This window comes from Pantoea sp. AG702, from assembly GCF_003182295.1.
Classification (GTDB): Bacteria; Pseudomonadota; Gammaproteobacteria; order Enterobacterales; family Enterobacteriaceae; genus Pantoea; species Pantoea ananatis.
The window spans coordinates 344,503-367,171 of sequence record NZ_QGTU01000003.1 but is presented as its reverse complement, the minus strand read 5'-3'; the positions used below and the strand labels follow the sequence as shown (position 1 = coordinate 367,171).

Genomic DNA, 22,669 nt, shown 5'->3' with positions numbered 1-22,669 from the left:
GGGATAGCGGTAATAACGTGGTTACCGCGCCGGGTTTTGCCCACTGCCTTGCGGCAGGGAGCTGTCACCGAGTATCTCGCTATGCGTCCCCTGCGATCCAGGATGTAACCCTGTGGGCACATTGGCAGGATCGGTCAGTTGTGCGGCAGCCAACGTTGGGGTCGCACACAGCGCGATAGCCAGCAGCATCGCTGATATCTGAGAGATTTTAATCATGTGTTTTAGCCTGATAAGGCGTAGAAAGCAGGTGAATATTCCAGCCCTGAGAAATAAAAGCCGTGGTAATGGCGCCTCTGTGAGCTTCAGGAAGAATTTTACGCCTGCACAGCTAATCCGCTTATAAAATCGTGCGTTTTATCACATTATGGCGCACGTTATGTGCATTCAGCCCTGGGTAACCGGGATGAAAAATACGCCTTCGATTCTGTCCTGCGTGCTTCGGGCCAAGTCCAGACACAGTAAATCCATCCCCGGCCGACAGGCTACGCCCAGCTTGGGCAAATGCAGATAATAAATGTCTGCGATGAACCGCGTGAGCTGGTCCGGCACCCCGCTCCACGCGAGGCTGGCGTAGAGGCCTGGCGCAATGGTGCGAACCGGCAGGGCGGAATGTGCATCAGCCGTTTGCTGTGCTTCCAGGCCACGAAACAGGCTAATATGCTGCTGCTCGACAGAGCCGTTCCCCGGCCCGTACTGGAACCCCAGCCAGCCCTGCGCGGCCCCCTGACGGGCGCGAACAACCTGGCGCACCTGCTCAGCAACGCGATGATGGCGGTCGCTTATATAGTCGCCATAGCGGCACTCCCACTCCACTGTCTCACCCTGTAGCTGAAGGGCTTCTTCACGTATAACCAGCACCGCCTGCTTGACTGGTGCGCGCTGCGCAATGCGGCCGTGAAAATGGCGCACAGGTAAGACTCTGTGGCGACGGAAGGCGCCTGGCGTCATCATAAAGTGGTTTTTAAAGACCCGGTTAAAATTCTGCTGATTTTCGAAGCCGAAGCGCACCGCAATATCAATCAACGGCATCCGGGTCAGCCGCAGCGCCATGGCGGCGAGAGTCAGGCGTCGTTTTCGGGTATAGGCCGCCAGGGTTTGCCCGGTCATCTCTTTAAACAGACGCTGCATATGCCATTTGGAGTAGCCAGACTTGAGGGTAATCTGGTCGATATTGATGTCGTTGGTGAGATTGGCCTCAATCCAGTCGACTAAATCATTAATATGCTGTTTTTTTATGGTTTGACTTAGCATTGATGTATGAACAGAAAACAGAAGGGAAATTCGTCATAAAAGAGTAACAAAAAGCCTTAGGGATTGTAATGAAGCACCGGGTAAACGAGAGGGTGGAAAGGCAAAAAGCGCATTAATTGCCTGGGTTACTATTTAAAAAGCCAGCCCGAAGGCTGGCTGAGTAGACAGGCAGAGTGCAGCCTGGCGTAAAGCGCGCGTACTGCGGTTAAGAAACGTACGGAGAATAAATCCTCAGTGGCTTCGCATACCGGCGGCGGTCATCATCATTCTGAACAGCGTGGCCACCACACCGAGCGCCAGCACACTTGCCCCATAGATGACCACCAGCCACAGCACACGTTTCCACCACGGCGACCGGGTTTCATTCTGACGTTCTTTGCTGTCGACCTGGGTTTGCATATCAATGGTATCCTTCGTCTGCTTTGATTTTTCCGCGGAACACGTAGTAGCTCCAGAAGGTGTAGCCCAGGATCATCGGGATAATCAGCAGGCTACCCACCAGCATAAAGGCCTGGCTCTGAGGCGGTGACGCCGCCTGCCAGATCGATACCGATGGCGGAATAATATTCGGCCAGATACTGATACCCAGACCTGAGAAGCCCAGGAAAATCAGCGCTAACGTGAGAAGGAAAGGCGAATAGTGCGCCTCACGCTTGATCGCCCTTCTCAGCCCCCAGGCACTCAGCACGACCAGGACTGGTACCGGCAGGAACCAGAACAGATTCGGCATGCTGAACCAGCGGTGCGAAATATTCTCATGCGTAAACGGCGTCCAGATGCTGATCACGCCGATAATCACCAGCAGTGCGATAAGCAACGGCGTTGCCAGAGCGGACATCTTGCGATGCAGCTCATGCTCGGTTTTCATAATGAGCCAGGTACAGCCCAGAAGTGCATAGGCCACCACCAGTCCTACGCCGCAGAACAGCGGGAACGGCGCCAGCCAGTCCAGTGTGGAACCGGCGAAGCTACGACCTGATACCGGAATGCCATCCAGCATGGCACCCACCGCAACCCCCTGGCTGAAGGTTGCCAGCAGCGAACCGGCGATAAACGACTTGTCCCAGAACGCCCGGTGATGCTCCACGGCCTTGAAGCGGAACTCAAATGCCACGCCGCGAAATATCAGCCCAATCAGCATCGCGGTCAGCGGAATGGAAAGCGCATCCGCAATCACCGCATAGGCCAGTGGGAAAGCGCCATAAAGGCCCGCACCGCCGAGCACCAGCCAGGTTTCATTACCATCCCAGACCGGCGCAACGGTATTCACCATCATGTCGCGCTCACCTGCATCCTTATTAAAGGGAAACAGCAGGCCGATGCCCAGGTCGAAACCGTCCATCACGATATACATCAGAACAGCAAAGACAATAATCGCGAACCAGATAACAGAGTAATCAACCATCTCAACGCTCCTCATTCTTGTGAGTGGCGGCAGAGAGCGGACGTGCTGGCGTTTTAATCTGGCCGGGACCACCCGTTTCAACAATATCGCCTTCGCCCGTGACCGGACCTTGCTTAATCAACCGCATCATATAGTGATAACCCACACCGAATACGGAGGAGTAAACCAGGATAAAGGCGAGCAGGCTGATACTCATGTGCATTTCACCATGCGGTGACACCGCATCAATAGTGCGCTGCACGCCATAAACCACCCAAGGCTGACGGCCAATCTCGGTGGTGAACCACCCCGCTAAAATGGCAATCAGGCCGGAAGGGCCCATCAGCAAGGCAAACCACAGGAAGGGACGTGACTGATACAGGCGACCTTTATAGCGCAACCACAAGCTGACCACGCCCAGCGTAATCATCAGCAGCCCCAGCGCCACCATCACACGGAATGACCAGAAGATGATGGTTGAGTTTGGACGATCTTCCTTCGGGAAGGATTTCAGCGCCGGCACCTGCTTATCCAGGCTGTGCGTCAGGATGAGGCTGCCCAGGTAAGGAATCTCCAGCGCATACTTGGTGCGCTCCTCCTCCATATCCGGCAGCCCAAACAGAATGAGCGGTGTTGCCTCACCCGGCGGATTTTCCCAGTGGCCTTCAATCGCCGCAATTTTTGCCGGCTGGTGCTCCAGGGTATTAAGCCCGTGCGCATCCCCAATCATTGCCTGAACGGGTGCGACAATCAGGGCCATCCACAGCGCCATCGAAAACATCTTACGAATGGCGGGATTGTCGTTGCCTTTAAGTAAATGCCAGGCGGCTGAGGAGCCGACAAAGAAGGCGCTGGCCAGGAAGGCCGCTACAGACATATGCAGCAGGCGATAAGGGAAAGAGGGGTTAAAGACAATTTTAAACCAGTCTTCCGGCACGACAACGCCGTTCTGAATAAGGTAGCCCTGCGGGGTTTGCATCCAGCTGTTTGACGAGAGGATCCAGAACGTCGAAATCAACGTGCCGAGAGCCACCATGCAGGTCGCAAAGTAGTGCAGGCCCGGACCGACGCGGTTCCAGCCAAATAACATGACGCCCAGAAAACCGGCTTCCAGGAAGAACGCCGTTAAGACTTCATAGGTCAGCAAGGGGCCGGTAATACTGCCCGCGAACTGGGAAAAGCCACTCCAGTTGGTGCCAAACTGATACGCCATCACCAGCCCGGACACCACGCCCATGCCGAAGTTGACAGCAAATATTTTTGACCAGAAATGATAGAGATCGCGATAGGTTTGATTACGCGTTTTGAGCCACATTCCCTCCAGCACAGCCAGAAAACTGGCCAGGCCGATCGTAATGGCTGGAAAGATAATATGGAAGGAAACAGTAAATGCGAACTGGATCCTGGCGAGATGAAAGGCATCTAATCCAAACATTGCTTACCTCTTTGCCACATAGAACACCGTATAGTTACTTATAATTAACAACTTATGTACAAAGAACGTCATTCCATTGCACAGAAAAATTCCATGGCGAATGTAAAACGCTTCGCCTTGGTGAAACAGAGACAATTGGATAAGTAAAAACTATAACAGTATTTTTTGATTTAGATCATTTTTTTGTTGAAAGATCTTTTATTTAAAAAACAACGAGGAAAGGTTAATTACAGCGTAGCTTTGTGACATTATTGTTATTAAATTAGGGGATAAAAAAGTGAGTTCCTGTCCAGACAGGCTTAGCACGAAAAAACGCGCAACCCGCTGTTTTTAGCTGTTATTCAGCACAACTCCGCGCACCTGCCTCGGGCTAAAATGCACATCCCACACTGAAATTATGTGTTTTTTTATATCCTTAGCAGGGTATTTATCTTATCTACCCCTTCTGAGGTTATTTTTCAGATTGGGACATATTTAATGAACTGTAAAAAAGCGTTTATCCGCCGCAGGCGGCCTGGATTAGTTTGCTATTTATGTTAAAAAAATATCGAACATGTAAATGACCCGGTGTTCATTAACTGGCAGTGCCATTATTTACGGGTGCAGCCTTGTCAAAATAATCGCAGTAGTAAAAATGATGTTAAAAGCTACGGGATATCATCGCCAGGTTGCAGATAAGGCCGACGGTTTATCTCCGCTAAGCGTTGCGCATTCGTTAGCGGGCATCGTCTGGTCAGGGAACGTCGCTTCGTCCCGGCAGGCGCTCGCCCGTCAGGATCAACAGGCTATTCAGCGGCAGTGTCCTTTTCGCGGTGAGACAGGATGCGCTCAAGATTCTCTTCTAACCAGTCTGCCAGCCCTACGACCTGCTCCCCGACTTCACGCCCCAGCGGCGTCAGGCGGTATTCCACATGCGGCGGCACGACATCATAGGCTATACGTTGCACAAAGCCGTCCTCTTCCAGATAGCGCAGGCTCTGGGCCAGCATACGTTCACTGACGCCCCCCACCGCACGACGGAGTTCGCTAAATCGCAGCGTTTTATCTTTAAGCGCAAGCAGGATCAGCACGCTCCAGCGACTGGTGATACGCTTTAACAGGTCGCGTGACGGACAGTTAACATTGAGCAACTCGCCCCGGCTAAATTTTTCGCTCAGTTTTTCAGACATTTAACGCTTTCACCCCATGCTAACAATTCTGTAAGTACTTACTAAAAGTTAGTTTATCGCTTAGGCTGCATTTTACCAACTGTCATCTTAAGGAGTAACCTCATGATCGCTGTTACGGGTGCCACTGGCCAACTGGGCCGTTTAGTCATTGATGCATTAAGCAAAAAAGTTGCGGCAGACAAGATTGTTGCTACCGTGCGCACGCCTGCTAAAGCGGCGGATATTGCCGCATTGGGCGTTAACGTGCGTGAGGCGGATTACAATAAACCTGAGACGTTAGCGGACGCCTTTGCAGGAGTCGAAAAATTGCTGCTCATTTCGGGAAGCGAAGTCGGCCAGCGTGAACCTCAACACAGAGCCGTTATTGAGGCCGCCAGGTCCGCAGGTGTGAAATTTATTGCCTATACCAGCCTGCTGCATGCGGATACCTCTCCGCTTTCGCTCGGGATCGAGCACCGCGCAACCGAAGCCATGCTGGCGGCGTCAGGTGTGCCTTATGCCTTGCTGCGCAACGGCTGGTACACGGAAAACTATGCAGCGAGCATCGCACCTGCTCTGGCACATCATGCGTTCATTGGTGCGGCGGGCGAAGGACGGATTTCGTCTGCTGCGCGTCAGGACTATGCCGATGCGGCGGCTGAAGTGATGGTTCGTGACGATCAGGCAGGGAAGGTCTACGAACTGGCAGGCGATCACAGCTACACCCTGGCTGAATTTGCCGCTGAGATTGCCGCGCAAAGCGGTGAGCAGGTTGATTACGTTAACCTGCCGCAGGCAGACTTTGCGGCGGCGCTGAAAGGCGCAGGCTTACCGGCGCCGTTAGCGGACTTACTGGCGGACTCTGATGTCGGCGCGTCTCAGGGCGGTCTGTTCGATGATTCCCGCGCGCTGAGCCAGCTTATTGGTCGTCCAACCACGCCTTACCAGGACGTGATTCGCGCCACGCTGGTACAAGGATAAGATCAGCCGAATCGCAGGCGTTTTGCCCTGCGATCGCGCCGTTGTTTACCGGAGCAGAGTCGCCGGCAGGCAACGGCGGATTTCTCCCCTGTCGGTTTTTACTCTGCCAGGCGCACGTCCCTTCTCTCTTCTCGCCCTGCCCTTCTCCAAATGGAGCACGCCATTGTTCGGTACACGCCGAAGCATCGCATTCTGCCGCGCGTAAACTGCCCGCATGCTTACTCATGGAGATCTAAAATGATTGCTGTTCTTTTTGAAGCAGAAGCCTTACCCGCAGCGCAACAACGCTATCTTGCGCTGGCGGCTGAGTTGTCGTCCGGGCTGGCTGAATTACCGGGGTTTATCCAGATTGAAAGGTTCCAGAGCCTGAGCACGCCCGGAAAGATCTTATCGCTCTCCTGGTGGGAAGATGAGAGTGCGGTAAAAAACTGGCGAGAAAACAGAGAACATCAGTCAGCGCAGGAAGAAGGTAAAAGCCATATTTTTTCACATTACCGGATACGCGTTGCTCAGGTGATGCGCGACTATTCAGGGCCAGAGGGACGTCATCATGTTTGATATTCATGTCGTATTCAGCAACACGCCAGGCGCGCTTGCCGCCTTTGGCACGCTTCTCGGCCAGCATGGCATTGGTCTGGAAGGGGGCGGTGTGTTTTGTACGCCCCAGGAGAGCCACGCCCACTTCCTTGTTGAAGATGGCCCCAAAGCCCAACAGGTATTGTCGCAGGCTGGTTTTGACGTCAGGGACGTTAAAAAGCCACTCATCAGAAAGCTGGCACAGGCGCGGCCGGGGGAGCTGGGCGAAATTGCGCGGATTATTGCGCAAAACGGCATTAATATATGCGTTCAGTACAGCGATCACAGTAACCGCCTCATCCTGCTCACAGATGACGATTTGCGGGCTGGCGACCTGACCCGTCAATGGACATGCGCGACAGAATGAAACTGATCCCTTCCCGCCATCATCAGGATAATCAGCCCTCGCTGGAGATCAGCATGTCTGTGGTCGCCTCGGCGATGGCAGATGCCTCCAGAATGCACATGCTTTGCGCATTGATGGATGGCCGGGCATGGACCGCCACCGAGTTGAGCGTGGTGGCCGATATCGCCCCGTCAACCGCCAGTGGCCATTTGAATAAGCTGCTTGAGACGGGCCTGCTCGTCTGTGTGGTGCAGGGAAGGTATCGTTATTACAGCCTGGCCGGTCGCGAGGTTGCCAGCCTGCTGGAAAATCTGATGGGCGTTTCAGTAGCGCCCGGCACCCCGCTTAAAACCACGACGCCAAACCGTCTGAGGCGAGCCCGAACCTGCTACGATCATCTGGCCGGCGAAATTGCCGTAGCCATCTATGATTTTCTGCAACTGGAAGGCTGGATATGTGAGGACGGCACTGGGCTCACGCCACGTGGCACAGCTAACTTCGCAAATGCAGGGATTGCGCTTGCGCCCCGCTCCCGGCGAAAAGCCTGCTGTCCCTGCCTGGACTGGAGTGAAAGACGCTTCCATGCGGGAGGCGAAGTGGGTGCCGCCTTGTTACGCTTTCTGTTGCAAAAGCACTGGCTGGTTCAGGCGCCGGGATACCGGGAACTGGTTGTGACAGACAGCGGCAAACTGGCCCTTCAGCGCCTGTTCAACATCAGCCTGAGCTGACGCACACTTCACGTCGCCCGTTAGTTCTACGGGTGACGAAGCACGTAAGGCTTATTGCTCAGCGTTCGGGTTCTTTGTCCAGCCGCATCAGCAAGGTATCGTGATAAACGCCGTTGACATAAAGCGCGGCCACATCCGTGCCATAGGTCTGAAACCCTGCCGAGCGGTAAAGCCGGACGGCCGCCGTATTGGTGGTGCTCACGGCGAGCTTCAGGCAGCAGCATTCACCGGCTTCGGCTATCGCGGCCGTAAGTAACGCCTTTGCCAGCCCGCTTCCACGCCATTCCGGGCACAGATACATTCCCCAGATCGTGGCGTAATGGCGCTGTTTCTGCGCGGCATTAAAGCGCACACCGACGATGCCGCCCAACCGGCCCCGATCGTCTGCTCCTGCCAGCACGCAGTTTTCACGTAGCCTTGCCGCAAAAAACGCGTCAGGCTGATGACGCTCAGTGTCATAATCTGCGCCAAAGGCAGCGGGATGACGCTTGAGCCCGTCAAGCCTGATAGTCCGAAATGCCGCCATATCCCGGTCAGTGAGACGCTGTAAGGTATAAGGTTTCACGCTAAATTGTCCTTCGCGGTCTTGTTCACGCCATTGTGCTCCATCGTGACATTTTTGTGTATTATCACCTTCACCTGCGTCATAAACATTACCCTCCGGGTAGATTAAAATTTATTTCGTTGTTACCTAAGAGATTCATCTGAAATGCATTTACGGCTAAACCCGCCATATTTAGTTGAATTGACTGTGTTTTATTCAATGCATACGATTAATAGACAATTTTTATTACGTTCATAGACAATCTGCATTGTTGTTCCTGCCTGCGAGAGGTCTATAATTCCTTCTTTGTGCAACCCCGTTCGCTCAGGAGGCCGTTATTAATACTTATCGCCAGCAACTCAATGCATTCGAAGAGAATCGTGCCGGGGCGGAAGTTGAGTATCAATACGATCCCCATGAACTAAAGCTGGACCGCATGCAAGATTCTGAACCCGAGCCGGAGCTGATTGAAGGCTTACCGGCTCCGGATGCGCTGACGCCTGCCGATCGCTACCTTGAGCTGTTCGAAGCCGTCCAGATGTCAGGCATTTTCGAGGACAGTAAAACTTTCCCCGACTGCTCGCCTAAGTACGATCCTCTGGATGTGCTGATGCGCTATCGTCGTCAAAAGCGCAGCAAGGAGTTCGACCTGTCGCGTTTTGTTGCTGAGCATTTTTATATGCCGGGCATTAATGAAAGCTTTTACGTCTCGAATCCCGACAAGACGCTCAACGAGCATATTGACGATCTGTGGCCGGTGCTGACCAAAATGCCGCAGCAGCATATGCCGCACTCATCGCTGCTGCCGTTGCCCAAACCCTATGTCGTACCGGGCGGTCGCTTCGGTGAAACCTACTACTGGGACTCTTACTTCACCATGCTTGGTTTGGCGGAGTCGGGCCGCGACGACCTGCTGCGCCACATGGCGGACAACTTCGCGTGGCTGATCGATAACTACGGCCATGTCCCAAACGGCAACCGTACCTATTACCTCAGCCGCTCACAGCCGCCGGTGTTCGCCCTGATGGTTGAGCTGTTCGAAGAAGATGGTGTGCAGGGCTCTCAGCGCTATCTGGAGCAACTGATGAAAGAGTATCAGTTCTGGATGGATGGCGCGGGCTCGCTGATGCCAAACCAGGCTTACCGCCATGTGGTCAGAATGCCTGACGGCTCGCTGCTGAACCGCTACTGGGACGACCGCGATACGCCGCGCGACGAATCCTGGATTGAAGATGTGGAAACGGCGCGTCATTCAAAACGTCCGGCAAGCGAAGTTTACCGCGATCTGCGCGCAGGGGCGGCATCGGGATGGGATTACTCGTCACGCTGGCTGCGTAACCCAAAACGCCTGGCCAGTATTCGCACGACACAATTTATCCCTATCGATCTCAATGCGCTGTTGTACAAGCTTGAGTTGATGATAGCCACGCTCTCGCATGCTAAAGGTGAAGAGCTGACTGCGCTGGCCTGGCAGAAAAAGGCCGAGGCGCGTAAGCGGGCGATTACCCGTTACCTGTGGGACAGCACGGCAGGAGTCTTTCGCGATTATGACTGGCGCCGTGCGCGCTTCGGTGCCTTTACCGCCGCCGCCGTCGTGCCGCTGTTTGTCGGGCTGGCAACGCCCTATCAGGCCCACCTGCAAGCTATCGCCCTGCGCCACCTGCTGCTCAGCAACGGCGGCCTGCTGACCTCAATGGTGGAAAGCGGTGAACAGTGGGATAAACCGAACGGTTGGGCGCCCATGCAGTGGATGGCCGTTGTGGGCTTAAACAACTACGGGGAAGAGTCGCTGGCGAACGAGATTGCCGTTAACTGGCTGACCACGGTGAACAATTTCTACCAGCTGCACCATAAGCTGGTAGAAAAGTACGATATCAGCGGCGATCGTGCCCGCCCGGGCGGCGGTGGCGAATATCCGTTACAGGACGGCTTCGGCTGGACAAACGGCGTAACGCGTCGCCTGATGGCGATGTACGGTCATTTAATGGCTGACTAACCGCCGCAGAAGCACGTAAAAAAGCCGGGAACATTTCCCGGCTTTTTACCGCCTGCGGCACCGCAAACGCATTATTTCTTCGCTTCAACGCCCGGCTGCGCGGAGCGCTGCAGGAACTGTTGCGTCACCTCAGGCAGATGCTGGAACAGCCATTCAGCCATCGCAATCTCCTGATTGCGAATTTCGCTCAGCACTCTGACACCTTCACTGTCACCGACCTGTTCTGCTGCCGCAATCAGGCTGGTATAGCTGGCGATCTCTGCGTTCTCGAACACATAGCCGCTCATCGCCCCTTTCACGACTTCATCAGAGGTGAACATACCGCCGATCGCCTGCCCCATTGCCGCCATTTTTCCCATCACGTCTTTCATGATGGAGTGGTCAATGCCGTGACGATCCAGCAGTTGCTCAAGCAGCTGAAGCTGATGTTTGGTTTCTTCCAGATGCTGTGCCAGGCGTTGTTCCAGTGCCGGGTAGTGCTCAAGTCGGCCCGACATTTTGCTCAGCATGCTCTCGGCCTGCTTCTCCATGGCATGCGCATCGCGTAGCCAGTCATGATAGTTTTCAATGGCCGTGGTCATTTTGCTGCTCCTTCAACCGTGCTGATTGCCTGAGCAAGAGTGGTGAGTTTTACATCGGTTTGTTTTTCTTCCTCAAGCGTCAGTGCCAGCAGCTTCGCCGCTTTGGTGTAGCCTAGCTTGAGTGCCAGCGCCTGCAGGGTACCGTAGGTCGCGATTTCATAATGCTCAACTTTTTGCGCCGCTCCGATCAATCCCTGATCGCGTACCTCTCCCTTTTCTACCGACTCGATAATTTCCTGTGCTTCTTCCGCCAGCCCTTCCAGCGCATGACATTTCATACGTTTAATTTTTACCTCGGGCGTGGCCTCAACTAATTCATCCAGACGCTCAATTTGCCCGCGTGTCTCTTCAAGGTGCTGATTAAACGCAGCAACCAGGTTTTCATCACTGGCAGCGCGCGCCATTTTTGGCAGAGCCCGGGCAATCTGTTTTTCTGCACTGTAAACATCTGACAGGTCGTGGATGAAAAGATCATTTAACGTTTTAACAGTCATGAAAAGAGCCTCATTAATTAAACAGCAGCACCGAGGTTTCAGCGCCGCTTCAGTCAATCGCACTTTATATAACCTTAGTGGAGTTGGCGGGAATAGTGTTTAACTTTGCAAAACCTGACAACATAAGTGGCATTAAAAATGCATTTTTTTCTTTCATTACCAGTGATTTATCTTTTTTAATTTAAATTTATTAAAAATGAGGATCTGTTTAAATTCAGCCAAATCTGTACGAATATTCCCATCCGCGTACAACTTAGCACCCAAGGAAAATAATGCCCATTCCGCCCATTGGATTGAGGTTCCATTTTTTTATATTTATTTTTTGATGTCAGCGGAGCGCTGAAAAAGACACCGGAAAGGGGGCGTTCTTTCCGGTAAGATTCTTGCGACCTCACACCAGAGCGTGTTTTCACAACAGGTCAGACGGGAAGACAGAAGCGTACTGAACGTATTTCCCTTTTTTAAACCGCCAAAGATAATAGCAAGTCATTGTAAGTAAATGATTAACTACGACGGCTTACTTTACCTCCTTTGCGGCCTGCTTCGATCGCTCGCTGCGGGTCATTCTTAAAGTTCCCACCGCTGTTCTGCCCGCCTTTACGCCCGGCCTCTGCCGCGCGCTCTTTATCTGCGGCGAAATTACCCGCGCCACCACGATATTGCGTCATTCTGTATTCTCCTCAAATTTCATTATTCAACTGGCACAGTTAAAGCTGCATTACCTTAAAGGCTACAGAATTAAATGTAGCCATAAAAATCACCTTATCAAGCATAAACGCTGAGCGCTGGCGTGGGTTGCCAGACAAAACCATTTTGCGGCTCATCCCTTTAATTCTTTAGTAACGAAACTATCTAAACAAGAAACTTAACGAGAATGGCGATCATGTCAGCCCTGTGACAGCCACTCTTCCCGCCCCCTATTAATCGATCGATTCATTAAAAAGTCCACCCCGTTTTTCTTTATAAGCGAAGCGGTAAATCGGATCAGCATCACGGAACGTCGTCAATATGATCAATAAATGTTCTTTTTAACCACGCCTGATAAAGCAAATTCAACAACATCACACTTCCATCATCTGAAAATAAGCGAAGCGGTAAATTCGTTAATTATCGATGTTTCTGTTAAAAGCAGATCATTAAATAATCAAAAAAGCATCAATTAGTAAAACGGTCATGAAAAATAAAAGAGAAGAAGGTAAAAAAGGTGTTTTAAATAAGCGAAGCGTTGAGGAATAAAAAAAAACGCCCTGACGGGCGTTGCTTTCAGATTATTCTGTTCCGTTACTGTTGTAAAAACGTCAGTAAATCCTGATTGAGTTGGTCCTGATGCGTGACGGCAAAACCATGTGGGCCATTGTCATAGATCTTAAGTTCCGAACCCGGTATCAGCGCATGTGCCAGCTTGCCCGTGGCTTCAAAAGGCACTATCTGGTCATGACTGCCGTGAATAATTAAGGCTGGCACATCCACTTTCCCCAGATCTGCGCGGAAATCTGTTTCGGCAAACGCGGTAACACAGTCCAGCGTTGCTTTAAGCGATGCCAGTAAAGCGATGTTTAAGGTCTGCGTGAGCACGCCTTCTGAAACCTGCTGACCGGCATTGGTGCCATAAAACGGCGCAGCAAACTCGTTGATAAACTGCGCGCGATCTTTCAACAACCCCTGTTTAATGCCGTCAAAGACCGATTTCTCGACACCTTCGGGATGATCGTCAGTCTGGCCGAAAATCGGCGTTACCGCCCCCAGCAGCACCAGCTTTTTAACCTTATCTGTCCCGTATTTGCCGATGTAGCGTGACACATCCCCGCCGCCCATTGAGAAGCCAATCAGGGTCACGTCTCTGAGTTGCAGATGTTCAATCAGGCAATGAATGTCGTCAGCAAAGGTGTCGTAATCGTAACCGTCCCAGGGCTGATCGGAACGCCCAAAGCCACGTCGGTCAAAGGCGATGGCGCGGTAGCCGCGTTCTGCAAGAAAATTGAGCTGACTGTCCCACATGTCCGCATCCAACGGCCAGCCATGACTAAACAATACTGGCTGACCTTTACCCCAGTCTTTGTAATAGAGATTATATCCATCTTTGCTTTTAAACAGACTCATGCGTGCCTCGCTCCAGGTGGAAGTCATTACGCCTCAGGCCTCCGCCGCTCATGTTGCCGCGACAGCGCTGGCAGAATGGTGATACCACATAAGCCTGGCAGAGGGCGAAAAATGTTCCAGTCGCGGGAAGCGTCCTTATAAGCCTTCCCCGTGTGACAGGGCGACGCCACATTTGCCATTTTTTTTGATGCTGTACATGGCCTCATCGGCCCGGGCGAGCGCGCTGTCAAAGTTCTCGGGGCTGTTAACCTGAACCACACCAATCGAAGCGCCAATGGACGCTGTACCGTTAGCCAGTTCGAAGGGCTGCAGGGCAGCTTCAAGACAGGCTTGTGTGAGTTTATCTGTGAGCGGATGGGACAAGGCGAAAGGGATCAACAAAACAAATTCATCTCCGCCCAGTCGGCCAATAATGACATTAGACGGACAGGCGGCGATAAAGCGCTGGCTGAGCTGAATCAGAACGTCGTCGCCGCTGCGATGCCCCAGCGTATCGTTGACGTGTTTGAAATTATCTAAATCAATAAAGGCAATGCAAAACACGGCTTCCGTTTTCATATCGCGAAAATGGGTGAGTAATGCATGGCGGTTAGTTAACTGCGTAAGAGGATCATGCATCGCCAGTGTCGCCAGCTGCTCTTCGTACTGTTTCTCTTTGGTCATATCAATATGGGTGCCCGTTACTTTGGAGGGCCTTCCCTGCTCGTCCCATTCGCTGACCCGACCGCGATCCAGTACCCAGGTGATCTTGCCCGTTTTGCCCACCATGCGGTGCAACGCCTCATAGAAAGGTGCCTTTCCGTTAATATGATCGTAGAAAGCCTTCAATACGTCGCTGGCATCGTCCGGATGCAGGCAGGATTTCCATACGTCGAAATGCGCACCGACTTCTTTGGGCTGAAAACCCAGCATCGATCCCCAGCGTCGGTTAAAAATGACCAGTTTGCCGCTGGGAATATCCAGCTGCCACAAGCACAGTCCTGTTCCGTCCAGTGCGGCGCTTAATTTATTACGGGCATCGTGCGCAATACGCTTTAATCGCGCATTGTGCTTTTTTAAATTCGCGATTTGCTGCCGCAGAGCTTCTTCAGACATAGCGATTACTGGAAAGGGAAATGACTATTTTGCCAGTGCCAGAGGTTGTGTAAAGCAGCCTACTCAAAAGAAGACGAGACGCGGATAAAATCCACACACACAGGATTTCCCACGCTTAACGGCCACCGGGCCAGCACACGACAAAATCTTAAGGGGAAAAAGACAGTGTGTTTCCTCTGTCGTTACCCGCCTTATTTTCCCGTTAACAGGATGATGAAAATTCAACCTGATGTCAGCCTGTACGTTTTCTTCTATAGAAAACTCAGGTTTCTTAAAGAACGGAGGACCTGTTACAAACTCATTCATCTAACTCAATGACTTTTAATGAAAAATAAAGATGACAAATGTAACGATGACATTTTTCTGCAAACTCATAATCACACTTAAATATCTTTCGGGTGTTAATTAAAGACATCAGCACGACATCAAGGAGATAAATTATGGCCCGGTTAATGACCCTTTCTTTTCACGGCAGCCAGTGTGAAAACCCGTCACAGCAGGATGTACACCTTACCGAAGCATGCTTTTCAGGCGATATGTTTTTTACCCAACTGCGCGGCAGCAACTGTCCTGTAAAAGATTACGCCTCAGACAGCACGGCTCCCGATCGTTTCTGTGTCAGTAATGCTGTTCTGGATAATCATTTCCACAGTAGCAAAACCCAGACGGCGATATTCATCTGACAATCACTGTCTATGATTTTTCCGGAAAGATTTATTACCCGTAATAAGGCACGCTTTATGTAATTAATGACGTTAGCACCTTTCGGATGCATACATACAGAGGATTAATATCATGAAAAAGATGATTGTTAGCTCAATGATTGTAGCCGTATTAGTGTTTACTGGCGGAGCCGCTGCCGCTGAATCTTTTAAAGACAGCCACACGTTAAATAACGAAGTCGTATCCGCGCAGGCGGCCCAGGCGATGAATGATATTCAGCTTTCTCGCAACGCGTTATTTAACGGTCAGACGCAACAGGCAAAAGCGCTGGCCACCCAGGCAGAAACCTACCTGAAAGATAATAGCGTGGACTGGACCAAATATATTCGCTACGACAAGAAAGCCCCTATGAATGGCGATAACTATATTCGTATCGGTTCCGACGTCTCCGTTTCAGAAGATTATCAGTTTTCGAAACAGAAAAATGATGCTATCGATCAGGCCAACCAGCACATCAAAGCGGGTGATAAACAGGGCGCGCTTGATGCGCTGAAACTGGCAGGCGTTGCCGTTACCGAAACGCAGGAACTGATGCCGTTGCAGCAGACTGAAAACGATGTTTCCAGCGCACTCGCCATGATGAAACAGGACAAATACTATCAGGCAGGTATGTTGCTGAAATCCGCTGAAGAAGGGGTAATTTATGATACTCAAACCTATTCTGAGCTTCCTGTGAGCCCAACGATGCACCACACCCAAACGGGCGCTCATGCGCAGACAGGGAGTAAAGGCTAATCATCGCAGTTAATAAAAACGACGTTATTTAACTGCTCTGTCGCTTTCATTATTTCGAATGAAAGCGACATTTTTTATACATATCCATTAGCAACTTTCTCCATGTTTTTTTCTGCATTAGCGTTTTGAATCCCTTCACCTCCGCAAAGCGAAATTGCTTTCTCTTTATTAAGCTGTTTTGTCACGTGCTTATGGAACGGCTAAAAGTCACGTGACTGCTCGTAACATACGGTTATGTTATCCCCACGGCATCGTATCCTTTCTATAGATAACCCAGGTAATTATCTGCGGCTAACCTTAAGGACAGGTTTTATAAAAAAAGGAGGTGCGGTTATAAACTGCCACTCTTCTTTGCCGATAAACGAAATGTAATGGCTTTTATCACAAAAATAATAAGATCACTTATCGGGGAAAAACATGAAAATCACAACCGGCCGTAAAATCGCCTTCGCGTTCGGCATCATCGTTATTGTTTCGCTGATTGGCAGCAGCTTGTCGATCGCCAATTTTCTTAAACTGCGTCAGGCCAACACCTGGAACATCCACAGTTATCAGGTCATGAGCGTCAGCGACAGTATGCTGACCGATATGGTGAATATGGAGACGGGCGTGCGTGGGTTTGTTGTTTCAGGCAATGACAATTTCCTGGCACCGTTTAACGCTGGTAAAACCGCTTTCGATCAGAAATACAATCAGCTTCGCAGCATGACGGCGGATAATGCCGAGCAGCAGCAAAGGCTGACCTCGCTGCTTGAACTGCATAACAGTGTTCAGGCTGTGGACGATCAACTGATCGCCTTGCGCCGGGATGTAAACAGCGGCAAACAACCGCTGGAAACGCTGACGCATTTCTTTCAGGAGGGCCGCGATAAGGCATTTATGGATCGCTATCGCGCCCTTGCCGCTGAATTCAACAACGCTGAAGCTACGCTGTTAGCTAAACGCTCTGAAGAGGTGAACAGCCTGGCCTTTGCCACCAAAATGACGCTGAGCCTGGCCGGTATTATTACGATTCTGCTTTCGATTATTCTGGGTACGATTATTACGCGCAGCATTATCCGCGCACTGGGCGGCGAGCCAAAAGCGGCGGCCGATATTGCCGGAATGATTGCGCAGGGTAACCTGACCGTGGACATTGCTGTTCCGCTTAAAGGCCAGGGCAGCCTGATGGCGTCGCTTGAAGCTATGCGTCAGCAGTTGGTCACCATCGTCAGCGGCATTCAGTCGTCTGCGGAGCTGATCAACAATTCAGCCAACGAAATCGCGCAGGGCAATATCGATCTGGCTCAGCGCACAGAAGAGCAGGCTGCCGCGCTTGAACAAACGGCTGCCAGCATGGAAGAACTTACCGCCACCGTTCGTCAGAATACTGACAACGCACGTCACGCGAATACTCAGGCCGACACTACATCACATGTGGCGATCCAGGGCGGGGATGTCGTGAAGCAGGTGGTGGAAACCATGCGCTCTATTTCAGAAAGCTCGGGCAAAGTTGCCGAAATCATTTCAGTCATTGAAGGCATTGCATTCCAGACCAATATCCTGGCACTTAACGCCGCCGTTGAAGCCGCAAGAGCGGGCGAAGGTGGGCGCGGATTTGCGGTCGTCGCCGGTGAGGTGCGTTCGTTGGCCTTACGCAGTTCAACCGCGGCCAAAGAGATCAAAGATTTGATCACACAGTCGGTCGAGCATGTGGCGAAAGGCTCAGGCCTGGCAAGAGAAGCCGGTAATACGATGGAGGAGATCGTGAAATCGGTGCAGGGCGTAACGACCATTATGGGCGAAATCACCATCGCATCGGACGAGCAGAGCAATGGTATCGGTCAGGTCAGCATTGCCGTTAGCCAGATGGATCAGGTTACCCAGCAGAACGCCGCGCTCGTTCAGCAGGTTTCCTCCGCCGCGCAGGGCATGCTGGAACAAACCGTGATGCTGCGCAACGCAGTGTCTATTTTCCGCACCGAAAGAAGCGGCACTCTCGCGACGCCGGCTTTCCGATAACTGACGCGCTTTTTTTCCGATAACCGCGTTTTATCGCCTCACCCGGGCCAGCGCCTCGCTGGCCCGGCCATGTTACAGCATGATATATCACCGTACGCGGTCCCCGCGCATCCCCAATAAAAAGCATTTCACAAAGCGCCAATGATCACTAAAGTGAGCATAACCTCACTCACTACTGGCGCTATTATGTTTACGAAAACGTATCAGGTTGACGAAAAGCACATCGATTTTCAGGGCGTGGTGGACGGACTCTACTATCCGTTTTATATGGAATGGACACGTCACGCTTTTATGAAAGAGCACATTGGTGTCGATCTCGAAGAAGAGTTTACCGCGGGTCGTATTCATATGCTGCTGGAGTACACCCTGCGCTTCAAAAAGAGCCTGAAGAAAGGTGATGAGATGCAGGTGACCTGTACACTGGCGGCCAATGAAAAACGCAACCGCGTTAACTTCATCCAACAAATTCTGGTGAATAATGTCGTTTATGCCGAGGCGGTTTTCACCGGCACCTGTCTGGAAAACGGTCGCCCTGCCATCCCTGAATTTTTGCGCAGTGCAATACCGGATAACCCGTCATAACGCGGCTTCAGGCCGCTTCATTGCAGCACCATCCGCTCCCCGACACTGACAGTGTTGAGAGCGAAACCTACGCTGAAGGGCATGCGCATTGTTGACGTCACCGCATGCCCTTTGTGAATAGCGTGATGCACCTCACCAGACTTTAATTGTGTCCATAATGTGACCTAAATATGACACGCGCGATGCCGATAACGTTAGTGGACCCGAGCCGATCGACCTCCCTGTAAACAGGTCGCTGTCTCTCCACTACGTGGTCAACTCTTTGACCTTTTTACGGCTATAAATGGAGAGTGCTATGTTTTCCTTTACGCGTTTTAAACCGGGCAAAACCCCGCTGAATGTCTCCGACGATCGGAGTAACGTACAGGCGATCAAAGCCTGTAGCGGCTGGATTGAATTTACGCCCGAGGGCATCATTCTTACGGCCAACCCGGTCTTCCTGGCGGTCACGGGCTACCAGCTCAGTGAAATTACCGGCCAGCATCATCGTATGTTCTGTAAGCCAGACTTTGTGCGCTCTCGTGAATATGCCGAATTCTGGGCAACCCTGGCATCAGGCCAGTCTTTCAGCGGCATCTTTGAACGCTACAGAAAAAATAAAAGTCTGCTCTACTTAAGCGCCAACTATTTCCCCGTGAAAGACAAACACGGCACCGTGAAGAAAATCATCAAAATCGCCAATGACATCACTGACCGGCATGAAGAGCTGACGCATAAAGAAGCGATTATTACTGCGTTGAACAACTCCATGGCGATGATCGAATTTACCCCGCAGGGCGAGATCCTCAACGCCAATAAAAACTTTCTGACGCTGATGGAATACGATCTTGCGGCGATTCAGGGTAAACACCACCGTATATTCTGTTTTGATAGCTTTTACAAAGAAAACCCTGATTTTTGGCAGAAAATTCAACATGGACGCGCATTCACCGGGCGTTTTGAAAGGGTAACGGCATCAGGAAAACGTGTCTGGCTTGAGGCCAACTACAACCCGGTTAAAGATGCTGCGGGGCACATTTATAAAGTGATTAAGCTGGCTTCGGATATCACCCAACGTGTCGTCACGGCGCAGGAGGTTGCGGATATTGCCATGAATACCTCTGAAAAAACGTCGCATCTCACCGCGAATACCAATGAGGTTCTGAGCCAAACGGTGCGAAATGCAGAATCCATGGCCTCTCAGGTAACAGCCGCTGCGGAGATCAGTGACAAACTGAATTATTCGGCCAAAGACATCAAAGAGATTGTCTCCACGATTCACAACATTGCCGGACAAACCAATATTCTGGCGCTGAACGCCGCCATTGAGGCCGCACGCGCGGGCGAAGCGGGACGTGGTTTTGCGGTAGTCGCGGAAGAAGTCAGACGTCTTGCCGCCTCCACCTCTCAGGCAACGCAGAAAATCAGTAAGGTGGTTGAAGAAAATGCCAGTCTTATCGGCGACATGCATCAGCAGCTTGATGGCATCAACAGTTTTCTCACGACGGAAAACGACAAGATGATTCATCTCTCAGACAGTATTCAGGAAATTTTCAGCGGTGTGAACGAATGCGTTACGGTGATCCATCGACTGAATGTGTGACGGCACAGGCGATGTTGCAGTCTGACATTGGCGACACCGCCTGAGATGTCATCGCCACGGCAGCGCCCCACCCGCTGGCGCGTGATTGTTTGGCTCGTCAGTCCCTGCCACTATCCGCCCTCTACGCGCCTGTATTTTATTCTCGTCGCCTGCGCGTCAGCCCGGCAGAGGCCCACCCGCTGGCGCGTGATTGTTTGGCGCGTCAGCCCCTGCCACTATCCGCCCTCTACGCGCCAGTATTTTAATCTCGCCGCCTGCATGTCAGCCCGGCAGAGGCCGGTACTGGGGATTGCGCTATCGCCGGTATCTTTTGCTGTCCATCTGAGAAAGGGGAGCGGACGCTATCACCTTGCGCTGCGCTCCTCAGGTATTTCGTTGTCTTACGCAGAGCGCCTTCGCTTAAGCCGATGATAAAAACGCAGCTGGGTTGCCCGAAGTGAAATCAGTCCAGCTGAACGAACGCCTGTCAATCAAATCATCCCCCGATTCACTTGGATAACAAAAACGTCCCCAATGTTTTTTGCCATCATTCAACAAGTTATGATTAACAATTCCGCCGGTGTGCTGGCAATTTTTAATGGTTTCCGTCCTGAAACAGGCCGTCCGCTGCCCCTGCCGTTTTTTCAGTCGGAACAGCAAACATGGCGAGGGAACCCGCTAAATTACTGCTGCTCGCGTATTTTAAACACCATCTCATCTTCGGGCTGCACGCCAGGCAAGAAAGTCCGCGTGCTTATACCGCACTGGATCGCTTTGCCTGCCATTGTGATAAACATCACTTTTTTTAATCTATTTCTAAATATGAATCCATCAGTGCCGATAATCTAAGACGACCCGCGCCGGACGCTTTACTTTTCACAGGCAGCAAACTCCCCGACACAGGCCCAAATCGTTTGTCCCTTTTATCTGAAAAAGATGGAGAGCGTTATGTTTGCCCTGACACGTTTTATACCCGGTAGCGCTTCATGGGGGTCCGCAGATGATCAGACCAACACGCAGGCGATCAAAGCCAACATTGGCTGGATTGAATTTACGCCTGACGGCAGCATCATTACGGCAAACGAGCCTTTTCTTGAACTGACGGGTTACACGCTCAACGAGATTGCGGGTCAGCACCATCGCCTGTTCTGCGATGATAACGTCGTGCGCTCCAGCGACTACGCGCATTTCTGGCAAACCCTGGGCGCCGGTCACTCCTTCAGCGGCATTTTTGAGCGCTTTCGCAAAAATCACAGCCGGCTGTATTTAAGCGCGACGTATTTCCCTGTGAAGGATCGTCACGGCGCGGTAAAAAAAGTCATCAAAATCGCCAACGACATTACTAATAAACATGAAGCGTTGAAGCATAAAGAAGCCATTATCACCGCCCTAAATAACTCTATGGCCATGATCGAGTTCACCCCGCAGGGCGAGGTTGTTGATGCCAATAACAATTTTCTGAAATTAATGGGCTACCCGCTTGATGGCCTCAAGGGCAAACATCATCGTATGTTTTGCTATGATGAATTTTATAAAGAGCACCCTGATTTTTGGCAAAAGATCCAGCAAGGCCGGGCTTTTACTGGACGTTTTGAGCGGGTCACCGCCTCAGGCAAACGCGTCTGGCTGGAAGCCAGTTACAACCCTATAAAAGATGATGCTGAGCACGTTTATAAGGTCATCAAACTGGCATCTGATATTACCGAACGTGTTGAGAATGCTAAACGGGTTGCTGACATTGCCGTCACAACGTCGGAAGAGACGTCTCAGATCACCTTTAATGCAAATGATGTACTGGGTGAAACCATCCGCAATGCGGAATCGATGTCGTCACAGGTCAGTGCGGCAGCAGAAATTGGCGATAAGCTCAATCATTCTTCGATGGATATTAAAGAAATCGTCTCGACGATCAACGCCATCGCCGGGCAAACCAATATTCTGGCGTTAAACGCCGCGATTGAGGCGGCACGTGCAGGCGAAGCGGGGCGTGGATTTGCCGTAGTGGCCGAGGAGGTCCGGCGACTGGCGGCCTCAACATCGCAGGCGACCCTTAAAATCACCAGAGTGGTGGAAGAAAATACCACCCTTATTGAAAACATGACCCAGCAACTTGAAGAAATTAAACGCTTTCTTACCGCCGAGAATGACAAAATCAGCAACCTCTCGCGCAGTTTTCAGGAGATTAATCGCGGGGTGAATGAATTCGTGACGGTTATTCATCGGCTCAATGTATAGACGTGGGAAAGTCATGCCAGCGCTGAATACGCTGGCTTCTTCTTGCCCTGGCTAACAGGACAAATACGATCCACTGCGCCCCGCCGATTAGGTTGCGTCCCGCAGGCTGAATGCACCCAACCCGGCCGAGAACGCCGGCGCGCGGTTCCTCTTCTGGACATCACACTCTCCCT

25 protein-coding genes are annotated in these 22,669 nt (G+C 51.6%); 12 read left to right on the top strand and 13 right to left on the bottom strand.

All coding sequences use genetic code 11. The features are described 5' to 3' along the window. Positions 1-21: 21 nt before the first annotated feature. From DFO57_RS11270 to DFO57_RS11245, 6 genes are all read right to left on the bottom strand, one after another. Positions 22-216, bottom strand: a complete 195-nt coding sequence (locus DFO57_RS11270) for a hypothetical protein (protein ID WP_105087643.1) — start codon at positions 214-216, stop codon at positions 22-24. A 168-nt stretch (positions 217-384) separates the two neighbouring features. Then, positions 385-1,251 (bottom strand): helix-turn-helix domain-containing protein, encoded by an 867-nt coding sequence (locus DFO57_RS11265; protein ID WP_105087642.1) that lies wholly within the window; start codon positions 1,249-1,251, stop codon positions 385-387. A 231-nt stretch (positions 1,252-1,482) separates the two neighbouring features. Continuing rightward, the gene (locus tag DFO57_RS11260; RefSeq protein WP_013027115.1) at positions 1,483-1,650 is read right to left on the bottom strand and encodes a DUF2474 domain-containing protein; all 168 of its coding nucleotides are present in this window, start codon (positions 1,648-1,650) and stop codon (positions 1,483-1,485) included. Position 1,651: 1 nt separating this feature from the next. Beyond that, positions 1,652-2,656: a cytochrome d ubiquinol oxidase subunit II gene (gene cydB, locus DFO57_RS11255; RefSeq protein WP_014605101.1), complete on the bottom strand. Its 1,005-nt coding sequence runs from the start codon at positions 2,654-2,656 to the stop codon at positions 1,652-1,654. Position 2,657: 1 nt separating this feature from the next. Next, positions 2,658-4,070, bottom strand: a complete 1,413-nt coding sequence (locus DFO57_RS11250) for a cytochrome ubiquinol oxidase subunit I (RefSeq protein ID WP_014594530.1) — start codon at positions 4,068-4,070, stop codon at positions 2,658-2,660. A gap of 785 nt (positions 4,071-4,855) precedes the next feature. After that, on the bottom strand, positions 4,856-5,239 hold the full coding sequence (locus DFO57_RS11245) for a helix-turn-helix domain-containing protein (protein ID WP_014594531.1): 384 nt from the start codon (positions 5,237-5,239) through the stop codon (positions 4,856-4,858). 102 nt (positions 5,240-5,341) lie between these two features. Here DFO57_RS11245 and DFO57_RS11240 point away from each other — a divergent pair, with 102 nt between their 5' ends. The 4 genes from DFO57_RS11240 (at position 5,342) to DFO57_RS11225 (ending at position 7,849) form a co-directional block, all read left to right on the top strand. Beyond that, complete coding sequence (locus DFO57_RS11240; RefSeq protein ID WP_014594532.1) at positions 5,342-6,199, top strand: SDR family oxidoreductase; 858 nt, start codon at positions 5,342-5,344, stop codon at positions 6,197-6,199. Positions 6,200-6,436: 237 nt separating this feature from the next. Then, positions 6,437-6,757, top strand: a complete 321-nt coding sequence (locus tag DFO57_RS11235; protein WP_029569123.1) for an antibiotic biosynthesis monooxygenase — start codon at positions 6,437-6,439, stop codon at positions 6,755-6,757. Beyond that, positions 6,750-7,142: an amino acid-binding protein gene (locus tag DFO57_RS11230; protein WP_042677512.1), complete on the top strand. Its 393-nt coding sequence runs from the start codon at positions 6,750-6,752 to the stop codon at positions 7,140-7,142. Before DFO57_RS11235 ends, DFO57_RS11230 begins: the two co-directional genes overlap by 8 nt. Next, entirely contained in the window at positions 7,121-7,849 is a 729-nt protein-coding gene (locus DFO57_RS11225) for a helix-turn-helix transcriptional regulator (RefSeq protein WP_013027122.1), read from the top strand. Before DFO57_RS11230 ends, DFO57_RS11225 begins: the two co-directional genes overlap by 22 nt. A 58-nt stretch (positions 7,850-7,907) precedes the next feature. Here the strand turns inward: DFO57_RS11225 and DFO57_RS11220 are convergent, their stop codons facing one another. Next, positions 7,908-8,414 (bottom strand): GNAT family N-acetyltransferase, encoded by a 507-nt coding sequence (locus DFO57_RS11220; protein WP_014605096.1) that lies wholly within the window; start codon positions 8,412-8,414, stop codon positions 7,908-7,910. 316 nt (positions 8,415-8,730) lie between these two features. On the opposite strand from DFO57_RS11220, the gene DFO57_RS11215 reads away from it, so the two are divergent. Next, on the top strand, positions 8,731-10,389 hold the full coding sequence (locus tag DFO57_RS11215; RefSeq protein ID WP_071785178.1) for an alpha,alpha-trehalase: 1,659 nt from the start codon (positions 8,731-8,733) through the stop codon (positions 10,387-10,389). Positions 10,390-10,460: 71 nt separating this feature from the next. On the opposite strand, the gene DFO57_RS11210 is transcribed toward DFO57_RS11215, so the two are convergent. The 5 genes from DFO57_RS11210 to DFO57_RS11190 all read right to left on the bottom strand — a co-directional run bounded on the left by DFO57_RS11210 (position 10,461) and on the right by DFO57_RS11190 (position 14,659). Further along, positions 10,461-10,970 carry a ferritin-like domain-containing protein gene (locus tag DFO57_RS11210; protein WP_013027125.1) on the bottom strand — a complete coding sequence of 170 codons (510 nt, stop codon included), beginning with the start codon at positions 10,968-10,970 and terminating at the stop codon, positions 10,461-10,463. Continuing rightward, positions 10,967-11,464: a ferritin-like domain-containing protein gene (locus DFO57_RS11205; RefSeq protein WP_014594535.1), complete on the bottom strand. Its 498-nt coding sequence runs from the start codon at positions 11,462-11,464 to the stop codon at positions 10,967-10,969. The genes DFO57_RS11210 and DFO57_RS11205 overlap by 4 nt, the downstream gene beginning before the upstream one ends. A 503-nt stretch (positions 11,465-11,967) precedes the next feature. Beyond that, the gene (locus tag DFO57_RS11200; protein WP_006118264.1) at positions 11,968-12,132 is read right to left on the bottom strand and encodes a general stress protein; all 165 of its coding nucleotides are present in this window, start codon (positions 12,130-12,132) and stop codon (positions 11,968-11,970) included. Positions 12,133-12,745: 613 nt separating this feature from the next. Further along, positions 12,746-13,564 (bottom strand): alpha/beta fold hydrolase, encoded by an 819-nt coding sequence (locus tag DFO57_RS11195; RefSeq protein ID WP_014605095.1) that lies wholly within the window; start codon positions 13,562-13,564, stop codon positions 12,746-12,748. A 135-nt stretch (positions 13,565-13,699) separates the two neighbouring features. Beyond that, a complete protein-coding gene (locus DFO57_RS11190; protein ID WP_013027128.1) occupies positions 13,700-14,659 on the bottom strand; it encodes a sensor domain-containing diguanylate cyclase in 960 nt (319 codons plus the stop codon). Positions 14,660-15,099: 440 nt separating this feature from the next. Here DFO57_RS11190 and DFO57_RS11185 point away from each other — a divergent pair, with 440 nt between their 5' ends. The 3 genes from DFO57_RS11185 (at position 15,100) to DFO57_RS11175 (ending at position 18,118) form a co-directional block, all read left to right on the top strand. After that, positions 15,100-15,342 (top strand): hypothetical protein, encoded by a 243-nt coding sequence (locus DFO57_RS11185; RefSeq protein WP_014605094.1) that lies wholly within the window; start codon positions 15,100-15,102, stop codon positions 15,340-15,342. Positions 15,343-15,454: 112 nt separating this feature from the next. After that, on the top strand, positions 15,455-16,117 hold the full coding sequence (locus tag DFO57_RS11180; RefSeq protein WP_013027130.1) for a YfdX family protein: 663 nt from the start codon (positions 15,455-15,457) through the stop codon (positions 16,115-16,117). A 417-nt stretch (positions 16,118-16,534) separates the two neighbouring features. Beyond that, entirely contained in the window at positions 16,535-18,118 is a 1,584-nt protein-coding gene (locus DFO57_RS11175; RefSeq protein ID WP_072138288.1) for a methyl-accepting chemotaxis protein, read from the top strand. A 128-nt stretch (positions 18,119-18,246) separates the two neighbouring features. Here the strand turns inward: DFO57_RS11175 and DFO57_RS23075 are convergent, their stop codons facing one another. Beyond that, entirely contained in the window at positions 18,247-18,303 is a 57-nt protein-coding gene (locus DFO57_RS23075) for a hypothetical protein (protein WP_353938860.1), read from the bottom strand. Between the two features lies 1 nt (position 18,304). On the opposite strand from DFO57_RS23075, the gene DFO57_RS11170 reads away from it, so the two are divergent. From DFO57_RS11170 to DFO57_RS11150, 4 genes are all read left to right on the top strand, one after another. Then, entirely contained in the window at positions 18,305-18,700 is a 396-nt protein-coding gene (locus DFO57_RS11170; protein WP_014605092.1) for a thioesterase family protein, read from the top strand. Positions 18,701-18,995: 295 nt separating this feature from the next. After that, positions 18,996-20,282: a PAS domain-containing methyl-accepting chemotaxis protein gene (locus DFO57_RS11165; RefSeq protein WP_110015349.1), complete on the top strand. Its 1,287-nt coding sequence runs from the start codon at positions 18,996-18,998 to the stop codon at positions 20,280-20,282. Between the two features lie 513 nt (positions 20,283-20,795). Further along, entirely contained in the window at positions 20,796-21,110 is a 315-nt protein-coding gene (locus tag DFO57_RS11155; protein ID WP_019104784.1) for a hypothetical protein, read from the top strand. 99 nt (positions 21,111-21,209) lie between these two features. Next, entirely contained in the window at positions 21,210-22,496 is a 1,287-nt protein-coding gene (locus tag DFO57_RS11150) for a PAS domain-containing methyl-accepting chemotaxis protein (RefSeq protein WP_019104785.1), read from the top strand. Positions 22,497-22,669: the final 173 nt, after the last annotated feature.

Bases quoted from the DNA above. Each gene is read 5' to 3' on its own strand.
- DFO57_RS11150 (WP_019104785.1), top strand. From the start codon at position 21,210: ATGTTTGCCCTGACACGTTTTATACCCGGTAGCGCTTCATGGGGGTCC.
- DFO57_RS11175 (WP_072138288.1), top strand. From the start codon at position 16,535: ATGAAAATCACAACCGGCCGTAAAATCGCCTTCGCGTTCGGCATCATC.
- DFO57_RS11235 (WP_029569123.1), top strand. From the start codon at position 6,437: ATGATTGCTGTTCTTTTTGAAGCAGAAGCCTTACCCGCAGCGCAACAA.
- DFO57_RS11170 (WP_014605092.1), top strand. From the start codon at position 18,305: ATGTTTACGAAAACGTATCAGGTTGACGAAAAGCACATCGATTTTCAG.
- DFO57_RS11245 (WP_014594531.1), bottom strand. From the start codon at position 5,239: ATGTCTGAAAAACTGAGCGAAAAATTTAGCCGGGGCGAGTTGCTCAAT.
- DFO57_RS11165 (WP_110015349.1), top strand. From the start codon at position 18,996: ATGTTTTCCTTTACGCGTTTTAAACCGGGCAAAACCCCGCTGAATGTC.
- DFO57_RS11210 (WP_013027125.1), bottom strand. From the start codon at position 10,970: ATGACCACGGCCATTGAAAACTATCATGACTGGCTACGCGATGCGCAT.
- DFO57_RS11225 (WP_013027122.1), top strand. From the start codon at position 7,121: ATGGACATGCGCGACAGAATGAAACTGATCCCTTCCCGCCATCATCAG.
- DFO57_RS11180 (WP_013027130.1), top strand. From the start codon at position 15,455: ATGAAAAAGATGATTGTTAGCTCAATGATTGTAGCCGTATTAGTGTTT.
- DFO57_RS11270 (WP_105087643.1), bottom strand. From the start codon at position 216: ATGATTAAAATCTCTCAGATATCAGCGATGCTGCTGGCTATCGCGCTG.
- cydB (WP_014605101.1), bottom strand. From the start codon at position 2,656: ATGGTTGATTACTCTGTTATCTGGTTCGCGATTATTGTCTTTGCTGTT.
- DFO57_RS11240 (WP_014594532.1), top strand. From the start codon at position 5,342: ATGATCGCTGTTACGGGTGCCACTGGCCAACTGGGCCGTTTAGTCATT.
- DFO57_RS11185 (WP_014605094.1), top strand. From the start codon at position 15,100: ATGGCCCGGTTAATGACCCTTTCTTTTCACGGCAGCCAGTGTGAAAAC.
- DFO57_RS11200 (WP_006118264.1), bottom strand. From the start codon at position 12,132: ATGACGCAATATCGTGGTGGCGCGGGTAATTTCGCCGCAGATAAAGAG.
- DFO57_RS11195 (WP_014605095.1), bottom strand. From the start codon at position 13,564: ATGAGTCTGTTTAAAAGCAAAGATGGATATAATCTCTATTACAAAGAC.
- DFO57_RS11260 (WP_013027115.1), bottom strand. From the start codon at position 1,650: ATGCAAACCCAGGTCGACAGCAAAGAACGTCAGAATGAAACCCGGTCG.
- DFO57_RS11155 (WP_019104784.1), top strand. From the start codon at position 20,796: ATGTTTTTTGCCATCATTCAACAAGTTATGATTAACAATTCCGCCGGT.
- DFO57_RS11205 (WP_014594535.1), bottom strand. From the start codon at position 11,464: ATGACTGTTAAAACGTTAAATGATCTTTTCATCCACGACCTGTCAGAT.
- DFO57_RS11250 (WP_014594530.1), bottom strand. From the start codon at position 4,070: ATGTTTGGATTAGATGCCTTTCATCTCGCCAGGATCCAGTTCGCATTT.
- DFO57_RS11230 (WP_042677512.1), top strand. From the start codon at position 6,750: ATGTTTGATATTCATGTCGTATTCAGCAACACGCCAGGCGCGCTTGCC.
- DFO57_RS11190 (WP_013027128.1), bottom strand. From the start codon at position 14,659: ATGTCTGAAGAAGCTCTGCGGCAGCAAATCGCGAATTTAAAAAAGCAC.
- DFO57_RS11265 (WP_105087642.1), bottom strand. From the start codon at position 1,251: ATGCTAAGTCAAACCATAAAAAAACAGCATATTAATGATTTAGTCGAC.